Raw genomic sequence first — 12,618 nt, forward strand, 5'->3', positions numbered from 1 at the left:
TTATGAATGATATAATGATACCAGTTTTGTTACTTAGTATTTTAGGTATTGTATTTGCATTGATACTTGGATTTGCATCAAAAGTATTTTTTGTAAAAGTAGATGAAAAAGTTATACAAGTCAGAAATGAATTACCTGGAGCAAACTGTGGTGCTTGTGGATTTCCAGGTTGTGATGGTCTTGCAAAAGCCATTGCGGAAGGAACTGCAGGAATAAATGCTTGTCCTGTTGGTGGGGCTGACTTAGTTGCAAGACTTGCAAAACTTTTAGGAGCTGAAGCTGGCGAAGTTCAAAGAATGGTAGCTTGTGTAATGTGTCAAGGTGATAAAGACTTTGCAAAAGAAAAATACATATATACTGGCATTAGAGATTGTAGAGTAAACAACTCAATGCAAGGTGGAAGTAAGACTTGTGCTTATGGATGTTTAGGTTGTGGTACTTGTCAAGATGTTTGTGGATTCAATGCAATAGATATGATAAATGGGATTGCAGTTGTAAATAAAGAAAATTGTACAGCTTGTAACAAATGTATAGAAATTTGTCCAAAGAACTTAATTGATTTAGTTCCTTACGAACAAACAGTTATGGTAAAATGTAAGAGTTTTGCAGCTGGGAATGTTGTTAAAAATGCTTGTAAAGTTGGATGTATTGGTTGTAAAATGTGTGCAAGAGTATATCCTGAAGCATTTGTTATCGAAAACAATTTGGCTGTTCTAAATTACAAACATGGTTTAGATGAAGATTTACTTTTACAAGCTGCGGATAAATGTCCTACAAATGCAATTCATCCAGGACTAATAAAGAAAATGGCTGAAAAAGTAAATGAAGTAGCATAAACTTAAGAGCGAAGAAAATTCGCTCTTTTTTTATGCATCCTTTTAATATTTTTTTATAAAAAAACTTGACTTGAAAACATTTCCATATTATAATATCTTTAAGGTATTAATTTATCTATTTTACAATATGTTAGGGGGAATTAGATATGAAATCATATTCTACAGAAAAGATTAGAAATCTTGCGTTAGTCGGACATAGTGCCAGTGGTAAGACTTCAGTTTGTGAAGCTTTACTTTATAAAACAGGCAATTTGAAAAGACTTGGTAAGATTGAGGACGGAAATACCGTAACTGACTTTGATAAAGAAGAAATTTCAAGAGGAGTTTCTATTTCAACTGCTATTGCACCAGTTGAATGGAGAGACTTTAAGATAAATTTAATTGACACTCCGGGGTATTTTGATTTTAGTGGAGAAGTTTATAGTTCTCTAAGAGCATCTGAAGCTGCTTTGGTTGTTTTAGATGCACAAAATGGTATAGAAGTAGGAGCTGAAAAGGTCTTAAAATATACTGAAAGTATTGAATTACCAAGAATCATTTTTGTAAATAAAATGGATAAAGAAAATGTAAACTTTGCGAAAGTAGTTAGTGATTTACACATAGCTTTTGGTAAAAAAGTTATTCCATTTACACTTGCTTTAGGTGAAGGAGAAAATTTTAAAGGTATTATTGACGTTTTAAATAAAAAAGCTTATGAATATGATGGATTTGAAAGAAAAGAAGTTGAAATCCCTGAAATAAGAATTGAAGAAGTAAATCATGTTTATGATACAATAGTGGAAGTTGTAGCAGAAACAGATGATGAACTTATGGAAAAATTTTTCGATGGAGAAGAATTTAGTCACGAAGAATTTATGAAGGGTGTTACAAGTGCATTATTAAATGGATCTGCTGTTCCTTTGATTTGTGGTTCTGCTACAACAGGAGCTGGAATTGATATGTTACTTGATGTTATCACTGATTATATGCCTGCTCCAAATGATGAAAGAGCAAAAAGAGGCTTTAGAAATGAAGATGATAATGTTAGAAAGATTGATGTTAATGAACCTTTCTCAGCAGTTGTTTTTAAGACTATTGTTGACCCATTTGTTGGAAGAATTTCAATTTTCAAAGTGATGAGTGGTAAGATTACTAAAGATACTGAAATTTTTAATTCAACTAAAGATGAATTAGATAAGGCTGCTGGACTTTTCTTCTTAAGAGGAAAAACTCAAATAGAAACATCAGAAATTATTGCAGGGGATATTGGAGCTGTTTCAAAACTTAATTTAACAGAAACAGGAGATACTATTTGCGATAAAGTAAATAAAACCCTTTATAAGAAGATTAAGTATCTTAAACCAAACCTTTATTTTGCAATTGAACCTAAATCAAAAAATGATGAAGATAAGATTTCCCAAGCTCTTCATAAATTACATGAAGAAGATCCAAGTTTTGTTTCTGAAAGAAATGCAGAAACAAAACAACATTTAATCGGTGGACAAGGAAATGTTCAACTTCAAATTGTTTTAGATAAACTAAAAAATGTTTATGGTGTAGAAACAAATATTGTTCCTTTAAGAATTGCATATAGAGAAACTATTAAAGGAAAGTCTGATGTTCAAGGAAAACATAAAAAGCAATCTGGTGGTGCAGGACAATACGGAGATGTATTTATGAGATTTGAACCAACTACAGAAGAGTTTGAATTTGCTGAAGAGGTTTTTGGTGGAGCTGTTCCTAGAAATTACTTCCCAGCTGTTGAAAAGGGTATTAGAGATAGTCTAGAAAAGGGGATTTTAGCAGGATATCCTGTTGTAAATGTTAAGGCAACTCTTTATGATGGTTCATATCATCCAGTTGACTCTAACGAAATGGCATTTAAAATTGCCGCATCTCTAGCATTTAAAAAAGGTATGGAACAAGCTAATCCTGTTTTACTTGAACCTATAATGAAAGTTGAAGTTAGAATTCCAGAAAGCTATATGGGTGATGTAATGGGTGACTTGAATAAGAGAAGAGGTAAAGTTTTAGGTATGGAAATGCTTGAAGATGGAACTCAACTTGTTATTGGAGAAGCACCACATTCAGAGCTTTTTGAATATGCTATAGATTTAAGATCAATGACTCAAGCAAGAGGAGACTTTACTATGGAATTTGATAGATATGAAGAAGTCCCTGCAAATATTGCTGAAAAGATTATTGAAGAATCAAAAGCAGAAAAATAGATAAGTATATAATTATAAAATCCACCCTTCTACGATATAACACATTAGGTAAGGGTGGATTTTTTTACATATGAAGAACTAAAGGAGATAGTATATGCGTAATGAAAGATTACCTGCAGAGGAAAGAAAATGGCAGATAAGATATGCTGCTAAAAATGTATTTCTTAGTAAGGGATTTCATAACACAACTATGGAAGACGTTATTGCCGAGAGCAAAATGAGTAAGGGTGGAGTTTATAGATATTATAAAAGTACTTCTGATATGCTCTATGACCTAATGGAAGATGGTTGTGAATATAGATACAATATAGTAGATAATTTTTTGACTATAAATAAAAATTTGGATAAATATGATGCTGTTGCAGAAATGATTACAGAAAAAATTCTAGATGATAATGAACTTTCTAAGGTTTATGTTATGTTTCTTCAAGAAAAGCAATATGATGAAAATTTAGAAAAATTATTTTTGAAATTGAAAGAAGAGACTTTCATTGAGTTAAAAAAACTCTATGAAAAATTTGGTTTTTCTTTTAATTATTATGAATATGATTTTTTAACAGACTTTATGAACAGTCTAATCTTAGGAAGAGAAATATTAACTGCAAAAAATTCATTTTCTAAGAACAGAGTGGTTCTTAAAAAATTTATTTATGATTATCTAAAAAATTTAGAAGAGTAGTATAACTGCTCTTTTTTTATTGTGAAACAACAAGGCTGCCGGGAGCTCACCCGATTCGAAGCATCGTGGAAGGGTGGGATTCTTATTGATAAATTAAAGTTATCTATTACAATTTTGAAATGATATTTTTTAAAAATATTTTAAATGAAATTTTCAGAATTTTAATAAAATAAATTTTTAACAAAGTTTTTTTATAAAAAATATTGGATTAATTGCCATAATTGAATTAATAAAATATATCATTAATTATAAATAGGTACCATTTTTATTGTTGTTTTGGTTTTTATACTTTTTTTATCGATAATATATAAACAATTATATATATTAATTAAATGTTATATACTGAAATAGAAAAGTGTAAGAAATACTTTAAATCCTTTTATTAGATTATAACACAATATTTTTTAATTATATATTCTATGATAAAATTATAGAAAAATACAGGAGGATTTATATGAATCAAAAAATGTTTAAAAAATTCCTTGTTGCTATGTTGGCATTTAATATTTTTACTACTACAGCATTTTCAATGCAAGTAAATGGAAGTAAGACTACATATGCACAAGAAAAACAAGATTTTGCTTTTGTTATTACAGATCAAAAAGGTCCTATTATGACTAAGGATTTTACGTTTGAAGTTATAAATGAAAAAGGTGAAATTTCAAAGGTAAAAAGTATGATGTCAATGTTGAATTTAAAACTTTCTAATGGTAAATATACTGTTAGGTTAAAAGATGATGAATATACTATGAAAGATGTAAGTTTCACAGTAACGGATGATGGAATTGCTAATTATGATAGTATTGTTAATTTTATGCTTAGAAAGAAAAAATCTGAAGGAAAAGCAAAAGAAATTCCAGTTACTTTAATGCTAACTACTCAAAAAGGAGAAGCTAAGGATGTTGTAATGAGGAATTACGAATTTGAAGTTTTTGATAAGGAAACAGGAAAATTTGTTACATCAGCGACTTCTGATAAATCAATGTTAAATTTAAAGCTTCTTGATGGAATTTATACATTAAAACTTAAGAAGAATAAAGATTACACAATGAAAGATATAAGATTGGATGTATATGAAGATGATGGGTCTTATACTATTGATGAAAAAGAATCTATGGAGTTGAATTTAGTTAAAATCCAATCTGAAGATGAAAAGCCAGCTATTCCGGAAATTAAAGGTTCTAAAGAGGTTTTAGTCAGAGTATTATTTGATGGCAAACCTAAAGTTGATTTTAAAGTTGGTTTAATGGAATTTAATCCAATTCCTAATATAATTCAACAAGGTTCAACAAATGAAAAAGGTGAAGTTAAATTTAGCGGTTTTAAGAGTAATGTTAAATATCAACTAAGACTTAGAAGTACAGATAAAACTATGACTTTTGAAACTGAAGTTTTTGAATTTACTACTAATGAAAAAGGTTTGATAACAAAGATTAATGATAAAGAAGTTAGTAGTAAAGAAGATGCTGTAGTAGAGTTTAGAGGTTCTAATAAAGATTCTGAAAAATTTAAAACTTTTCCGGTCGAATTTTATGCTAAATATAAAGATGGAACTCCTGCAAAAGGAGTAGAGTTTTCTATTAATAGACTTTCTCCAAGATTATCTTCATATAGAAAAGTAAAATCTGATGAAAACGGAAAAGTTGTTTTCATGCTTGAAGGAGAAGCTCCAAAAGATGCTTCCTTTGGAAGATTATATAATATTACAATTTCAAAAATGGAAATGTTTAAACATAAATCAGTTCCTTTTGGTATGGATTTTACTGTTGACGACAAAGGAAATATAAAAGTTATAAGTGTTGAAAGAGAAATAGACGACAAAGAAACAGATACTTCAAATCCTGATAAATATAATAAGACATTTACTCTTGAAAAAGTAGATAAAACACAAATTTATAAAGATTTTAAATTTGTATATGATAAAGCTGTTGAATATTTGAAGAATACTAAATTTGAAAATAGCAAAGAGGCAGATAAAGCAAAAAAAGATTTGGAAAATATAATAGATGCATCAAAGATAGAGTTAGAAGAAACTATTCCTGAATATGCACTTAAAAAGATTGAAGAATTGAATACTGCCATAGATAATTTAAAAAAGTATGAATATAAATCTGAAAAAGTAAAAGACAGTTGGAAATTGATAAACAATGAGTGGTTTAGATATGATAAAGATGGAAATATAATGAAAAATAGTTGGTTTGAAGAAAATGGAAACTGGTATTATCTTGAATCAAATGGTTCAATGTCAAATAGCAAATGGGTATTGGCAAGTGGAAACTGGTACTATGCAAATGCAGGTGGAAGAATTTCACAGAACGAGTGGGTTTTAGTCGATGGAGAGTGGTATTATGCAAATGCAAGTGGACGCATTGTCTCTAATGAATGGTTTATTGTCGATAAAAAATGGTATTATGCAGAAGATGATGGACATATAGCTCAAGGAAAAATACTAAAAATTAAAAATATAAATTATACATTTGACTCTAATGGAGCATTAGTTAAATAATTAATATTGAAAACAGAGAAAAACTCACGATTAAGGAGAGTAAAAAGTGTCAATAAGAAAATATTGACACTTTTTTAATGGAGAAAAGAGTATAGAAAAAATTTGTACTTTTATTTCAATGTTTATTTTGAGATTTTTTCATTGACATAAAAAATTATATGGTTTATAATTTGTTTTAATTGAATTGAAATTTTAAATAAGTGAGATAATTATGAGAGATATTGAAGTTAATAATAATGATTCCGGACAAAGAATTGATAGATTTTTAAAAAAATATTTGAATAATGCGAGTACTTCTATGATTCAAAAATTTTTGAGAACAAAAAAGATAAAAGTTAATAGAAAAAAAGTTGATTCAAGTTATATTTTAGCCTTAAATGATGTAATTAATATTTTTATTTATGAGGAAGAACTTGAAAAACTGATAATTTCGAAATCAAAAAAATATTCTTATTCAAAAAAACTAGATATTATTTATGAAGATGAAAATATTATTGTTATGAATAAACCTAAAAATTTATTGTCCCATGCATCATCTAAAGAAGATTATGGAAATAATTTGGTGGATTTTATGATTGGATATTTGCTTGAAAAGGGAGATTATAATCCAAGAGCTGAAAAGACTTTTGTTCCTGCGATTATCAACAGACTAGATAGGAATACTTCAGGTCTTGTTGTAGGAGCTAAAAATTCTAAAGCCCTAAGAGAGTTAAATAAAATAAAGGAAAAATCTATTGAAAAGTATTATAAAACCATAGTAAGTGGAAAGGTCAAAAAAAATTTTGTAATTAATGAAAAGCTTGAAAAAGATGAAGAAAAAAACAAATCCTCAATTTCTGGAAATGGGAAAGAATCTATAACAGAAGTTTATGTAGAACAAAATAATGATGATTTTAGTCTGCTTAAAATAAAGCTTATTACTGGAAGAACACACCAGATTAGAAGTCATTTAAGTAGTAAGGGATTTTGTATTATTGGTGATATTAAATATGGAAATGCAAAAGTTAATAAGTTTTTTAGAGATAATTTTGATTTAAGAAGTCAATTTTTACATGCGGAAACGATGATTTTTAAAAATATTACTGGAGATTTAAGTTATCTTAACAATAAAGAATTTTTTGCTCCAATGGATAATCTTTATAAAAATATAATTCGAAAAATATTTTGATAAAAAGTTATATAGCTTTTGTGATGGGTATATTTTCCTTACAGAACATTATAGGAGAGTATTATGAAAATTATAATTGATGAAAAAGCAAAAAAATTTTTGAATAGCAAAAATAACAGTGTTATAACTGTTGATGTTAAAGGTTGTAGTTCCTGAAGTGGTACTGTTTTTAAACCAATGGCTTCATTAGGTAGACCTTTAGATGTAGAAAAATACACATTAGAAAATGTAGATGGAATTGATGTGTATCTTATGAATGGAATTAAAGCAGTTAATGATACTGTTAATGTTTCAACTATGAGTTTTCTTTTTATGGAAAATTTAGTAGTTAATGGAATAATTGTTTAAAAGGCTGTTAATTCAGCCTTTTTTGTTAGGAGTGATTTTTATTAAAGTTGTTGTAAATAATAAAGCTGTGAAACTTTTAAGAGAAAATCAAAGAGATATAATTGTTGAGCTTAAAGGTTGGAGCAACTGAAATTGCCCAACGGAATTAAAACCGTCGGTTTCGATTGGTATACCAAAAAATACTAATGCTTTTGACTTTTTTGAAGTTGATGAATATAATGTATATGTAAGTAGAAAAATTCCAAAGGATGCTTTTGTTGAAATTTCTTCTGGAAATTTTTATGGTTTGGAATATTTAATAGCAATTATAAAATAACTTTTAGGGGTTAAAGATTATGAATTATAAAATTAAAAAATATTGGGAAAATTTTTGTAAGGAAAAAAATATTCCTATAGATACAAAATATGAAGCGTGGAGTTTTGGAAACACAAAAGAAATGGCTGATGAATTAGCTGATTTAGTAAATAGTGGAATTAAAACTGCCACAACTGGAGCTTACGATCTTTTCGAAGAAGATGAAGAAATTCCAAAGGTTGGTGAATACAATATTATTTTAGATGGGTCAGGAGAGCCTAAATGTATTACAATAACAAGAGAGGTATATATTTTAGAATATAATTTAATATCATCTAATCATGCTTGGCTTGAAGGTGAAGGTGATAGAAGTTATGAGTATTGGAAAAAAGTTCACGATGAATATTTTACTGAAGAATTTAAAAACTCGGGGAAAGAATTTTATGAACAAGCTCCTATGGTATGTGAAGTATTTGAAAAAGTGTATTAATTATTGAAAACAGTAAATTAAAAGTTTTACTGTTTTTTTGTTGCCTTTCTTATGATTATTATGTAAATTCAACTTTAATAATTTTACATTAATAGAATAGTAAGATAATTGAATTATCAATCTAAGCTAGTTTGTCACTTGAAAATAATTGTAAAATATGATAAAATATGTGAATAAGTAGCAGTAAAATTATTGTTAGGAGGAAATTTTATGTGCGGTATTGTTGGATATATTGGCAGTTCAAATGCCATTGATATAATTTTAAATGGACTAGAAACTTTAGAATATAGAGGATATGATTCATCAGGAATTGCATTCTTAGATAATAATAAGATAGATGTTGTTAAAACTGTTGGAAGAATTAGTAATTTAAGAGAAAAATTAGAAAGTGAATATAAAAATAAAATTTCAAATATTGGAGTAGGTCATACAAGATGGGCTACACATGGAGTTCCGTCAAATGAAAATTCACATCCACATTTGAGTATGAATTCAAAGTTTGCAGTTGTTCATAATGGAATAATTGAAAATTATTTACTTTTGAAAGAAGAACTTTTAAAGAAGAATTTTGTTTTTAAGTCTGAAACTGATACTGAAGTTATTCCACAATTATTGGAAGATTTGGATGATGGAGATTTCTTAAGCACTGTTTTCAAGATGAGAAATAAGGTTAAGGGAAGTTATGCCTTTGGTATTTTAAGACAAGATACTAATGAACTTATCGGAACAAGAAAAGAAAGTCCATTAATTGTAGGTATTGGAGATGGCGAATTTTATATTGCTTCAGATGTTATTGCAGTTTTAAAATATACAAGAGATGTTATTTATCTTGAAAATGGAGATTTAATTCATTTTAAAGATGGAAAATATACAATTTATGATGAAAAAAATAATGTTGTAACAAGAGAGATTAAACATATTGATTGGTCCGTTGAATCAGCTACTAAGGACGGATATGATCATTTTATGTTAAAAGAAATTTACGAACAACCAAAAGTAATTGAAGAAACTTTCCGTAGAAGATTAAATGAAAATGATAAATTAATCTTAGATGGAATGGAAAGTTTATTAGAAGGAAATTTGAAAAAGTTCAATAAATGTTATGTTGTTGCATGTGGTACAGCATACCATTCAGGTCTTGTAAGTAGAGAAATTTTAGAAAAGGCTTTGAGATTTCCGGTAATTGTTGATGTTGCTTCTGAATTTAGATATTCAGACAGAATGATTGATGATAAAACTTTAGTTATAATAATCAGTCAATCCGGAGAAACTGCTGATACTTTAGCAGCTCTTAGAGAAGCTAAAGCAAAAGGAGCAACTATCTTGAGTGTTACAAATGTTGTAGGTTCTTCAATAGCTAGGGAATCTGACAATGTGTTCTATACTTGGGCAGGTCCTGAAATTGCTGTTGCAAGTACTAAAGGATATACAACACAAGTTACAGCTCTTTATATGATTGCTTTGAAATTTGCAGAAATTTTAGGAACAATTTCTGACGATGAATATAAGAATATAATTAATCATTTAAAGGAATTGCCTAGTAAGATAGAATTATTATTAAAAGATACAGAAATTTACAAAAAAATTGCATTAGAATTAAAGGATAAGACTACTTGTTTCTATCTAGGAAGAGGTCTTGACTACTATACTGCTATGGAAAGTGCATTGAAATTAAAAGAAATTTCATATATTTACACTGAAAGCTTTGCAGCTGGAGAGTTAAAGCATGGAACTATTGCATTGATTGAGGACGGTACACCTGTTTTTGTAATTGCGACTCAAGAAAGATTATATGAAAAAATTATTTCAAATGTAAAAGAAGTTAAAGCTAGAGGAGCTAAAGTTTTTGAAATAACTCATTTAGATAACAATCTTGATGTTTCTGATGAAAGAATATTAATTCCAGGTACTATAGAAATTTTAATGCCTATAATTTCGGTTGTTGCAAGTCAACTTATTGCTTATTATGCATCATTGGCTAAGGGAAATGATGTTGATAAGCCAAGAAATTTAGCAAAATCTGTTACGGTTGAATAGATTTAAAGGGACTGGGAAGTCCCTTTTTTATATAAAGGAGAAAATTATGTATAAGTTAATAGCGCTTGATATGGATGGCACTACTTTTAACGAAAATCATGAAATATCTGATGAAGTTAAAGATAGCTTATTTTATGCTATGAGTAAAGGTGTAAAAATCGCATTTATCTCAGGTAGAGAAGAATTTACAGTAAAAGAAATTTTAAAAAATTTAAATTTAGATACTTACTATGGAGCTTTAAACGGCAGTTTGATTTCTACAACTTATAGTGAAGTTCCAAAATTTGTAAAGAGTCTAGAAAAAAAGTATATTTTTGATGTTTTAGATATTATTGAAAATAACGGTTTTTCACCTATTATTTTCTTAAAGGATTTTATTTTTACCAAAGATTTAAAGGATGAATATGTTGAAATTATTTCAAAATTTATTAATCCTGAAATAGCTAGAGTTAAAGATGTAAAACAATATATTAAAGATAATAAATTGGAAGAAAAAGTTTTGAAAATAGGAATTTGTCAAGAATATGATGTATTAAAAGAATTGGACGATAAATTTACTGATACAATAAAGAATGAATACACTATTTCTTTTTCTCTTCCTTTTTTTCTTGAGTTAATGGCAAAAGATACGGATAAAGGCTCTTGCTTAAAAGAAATATGCAGGCTAAATAATATAGATATATCAGAAACTATTGCAATGGGTGATGGAGAAAATGATATACCCATGCTAAATATTTGTGGACTTTCTGTTGCAATGGAAAATGCAATGGAAAATGTTAAGAAAAATGTTGATTATATAACTGATACGAATAAAAATGACGGGGTTGCAAAAGCCATAAGAAAATTTGTTTAGAGGAAATTATGGAAAAGAATTTTGTTGAAAAAATCGAAAATGTGGAAAGTTTTGTAAATGAAGTAATTTTAAATGCAATTAAAAATAATGCTTCAGATATACATTTTGAGCCTAGAGAAGACAATTTTTATATAAGATATAGAATTGATGGAGAACTTATTGATGTTTATCAAATAAATAGTTTTAATGCTCCAATTATTATTTCTCGTATAAAAATTATTTCAAAAATGGATATTACAATTAAGAGAATGCCACAAGATGGAAGACTGGATTTTGATTATAATGGAAATTTAGTTGACATTAGAGTTGCATCAGTTCCTGTAATTTTGGGCGAAAAAATTGTAATGAGAATTTTAAATGCTGGAAATTTTAAAATTGACATAGAAAATCTAGGATTATATGATGAAGAAAGACGATTAATTGAAAATATAATAAAAAGTCCAAACGGAGTTCTTATCATAAGTGGCCCTACAGGAAGTGGAAAGTCATCTACATTGTATTCATTTGTAAAAAAATTACAAAATGAAAATATCAACATAATTACTTTGGAAGATCCTGTTGAAGTTAGAATTAGTGGAATAAATCAAATAAATATAAATTCAGCTTTGGGACTTGACTTTGCGGCAGGTCTTAGGGCGATGTTAAGACAAGATTTTGAAGTTGGATTAGTTGGAGAGATGAGAGATAGAGAAACTGCAAATATTGCTCTAAGAGCAGGAATAACAGGTCATCTTATCTTTACAACTTTGCATACTGCAGACACAGTTTCAGCAATAATAAGACTTTTGAATTTAGGAATAGAAAATTATGTTATTTCTTCAGGTGTAATAGCAATTTTATCTCAAAGGCTTGTTAGAAAACTTTGCCCAAAATGTAAAATTAAAAGAGATTTAACAAATTTTGAAAAAGAAATTTTTAAAGAAAATAATCTTGAAACACCTGAATATATCTATGAAAAATGTGGTTGTGAAGATTGTAATAGAGGATATATTGGTAGAACTTTAATTTTGGAATCTTTAGTTTTAGATGATGAAATAAAAGAAATAATAAATGGAAATTGTAATAGTGTAAGACTTTATGAATATTTTAAGAAAAACGGAAATGAAAGTTTATATAAAAACGGATTAAGAAAAATTGCAGATGGAATAACGAGTTTTGAGGAAGTAAATAAAATTTTATTTTCATTAGGAGAATTTTAA

10 protein-coding genes are annotated in these 12,618 nt (G+C 28.0%); all 10 read left to right on the forward strand.

Annotation, left to right across the window (positions count from 1 at the left end; genetic code table 11):
• The first annotated feature begins 2 nt into the window (after positions 1-2).
• The 10 genes from WFJ11_RS01240 (at position 3) to WFJ11_RS01285 (ending at position 12,618) form a co-directional block, all read left to right on the forward strand.
• Positions 3-836 carry an RnfABCDGE type electron transport complex subunit B gene (locus WFJ11_RS01240; RefSeq protein ID WP_338817517.1) on the forward strand — a complete coding sequence of 278 codons (834 nt, stop codon included), beginning with the start codon at positions 3-5 and terminating at the stop codon, positions 834-836.
• A 146-nt stretch (positions 837-982) separates the two neighbouring features.
• Positions 983-3,043, forward strand: coding sequence for an elongation factor G (fusA, locus tag WFJ11_RS01245; protein WP_338817518.1), 2,061 nt, complete (start codon positions 983-985; stop codon positions 3,041-3,043).
• 94 nt (positions 3,044-3,137) lie between these two features.
• Positions 3,138-3,722 (forward strand): TetR/AcrR family transcriptional regulator, encoded by a 585-nt coding sequence (locus WFJ11_RS01250; RefSeq protein WP_338817519.1) that lies wholly within the window; start codon positions 3,138-3,140, stop codon positions 3,720-3,722.
• 454 nt (positions 3,723-4,176) lie between these two features.
• Positions 4,177-6,228, forward strand: a complete 2,052-nt coding sequence (locus tag WFJ11_RS01255; RefSeq protein ID WP_338817520.1) for a hypothetical protein — start codon at positions 4,177-4,179, stop codon at positions 6,226-6,228.
• A gap of 211 nt (positions 6,229-6,439) precedes the next feature.
• A complete protein-coding gene (locus WFJ11_RS01260; RefSeq protein ID WP_338817521.1) occupies positions 6,440-7,396 on the forward strand; it encodes an RluA family pseudouridine synthase in 957 nt (318 codons plus the stop codon).
• A gap of 63 nt (positions 7,397-7,459) precedes the next feature.
• The gene (locus WFJ11_RS01265; RefSeq protein WP_264175399.1) at positions 7,460-7,744 is read left to right on the forward strand and encodes a CC/Se motif family (seleno)protein; all 285 of its coding nucleotides are present in this window, start codon (positions 7,460-7,462) and stop codon (positions 7,742-7,744) included.
• 335 nt (positions 7,745-8,079) lie between these two features.
• Positions 8,080-8,529: an ASCH domain-containing protein gene (locus tag WFJ11_RS01270; RefSeq protein ID WP_338817522.1), complete on the forward strand. Its 450-nt coding sequence runs from the start codon at positions 8,080-8,082 to the stop codon at positions 8,527-8,529.
• Between the two features lie 210 nt (positions 8,530-8,739).
• Entirely contained in the window at positions 8,740-10,566 is a 1,827-nt protein-coding gene (gene glmS, locus WFJ11_RS01275; protein ID WP_009354783.1) for a glutamine--fructose-6-phosphate transaminase (isomerizing), read from the forward strand.
• A gap of 46 nt (positions 10,567-10,612) precedes the next feature.
• Positions 10,613-11,419, forward strand: a complete 807-nt coding sequence (locus WFJ11_RS01280) for an HAD family hydrolase (RefSeq protein ID WP_338817523.1) — start codon at positions 10,613-10,615, stop codon at positions 11,417-11,419.
• Positions 11,420-11,427: 8 nt separating this feature from the next.
• Entirely contained in the window at positions 11,428-12,618 is a 1,191-nt protein-coding gene (locus tag WFJ11_RS01285; protein WP_293440447.1) for a GspE/PulE family protein, read from the forward strand.

The sequence above is a fragment of the Parvimonas micra genome (assembly GCF_037482165.1).
Classification (GTDB): Bacteria; Bacillota; Clostridia; order Tissierellales; family Peptoniphilaceae; genus Parvimonas.

Coding starts and splice junctions, on each gene's coding strand:
- WFJ11_RS01255 (WP_338817520.1), top strand. CDS start 4,177: ATGAATCAAAAAATGTTTAAAAAATTCCTTGTTGCTATGTTGGCATTT.
- WFJ11_RS01250 (WP_338817519.1), top strand. CDS start 3,138: ATGCGTAATGAAAGATTACCTGCAGAGGAAAGAAAATGGCAGATAAGA.
- WFJ11_RS01280 (WP_338817523.1), top strand. CDS start 10,613: ATGTATAAGTTAATAGCGCTTGATATGGATGGCACTACTTTTAACGAA.
- glmS (WP_009354783.1), top strand. CDS start 8,740: ATGTGCGGTATTGTTGGATATATTGGCAGTTCAAATGCCATTGATATA.
- WFJ11_RS01285 (WP_293440447.1), top strand. CDS start 11,428: ATGGAAAAGAATTTTGTTGAAAAAATCGAAAATGTGGAAAGTTTTGTA.
- WFJ11_RS01270 (WP_338817522.1), top strand. CDS start 8,080: ATGAATTATAAAATTAAAAAATATTGGGAAAATTTTTGTAAGGAAAAA.
- WFJ11_RS01260 (WP_338817521.1), top strand. CDS start 6,440: ATGAGAGATATTGAAGTTAATAATAATGATTCCGGACAAAGAATTGAT.
- fusA (WP_338817518.1), top strand. CDS start 983: ATGAAATCATATTCTACAGAAAAGATTAGAAATCTTGCGTTAGTCGGA.
- WFJ11_RS01240 (WP_338817517.1), top strand. CDS start 3: ATGAATGATATAATGATACCAGTTTTGTTACTTAGTATTTTAGGTATT.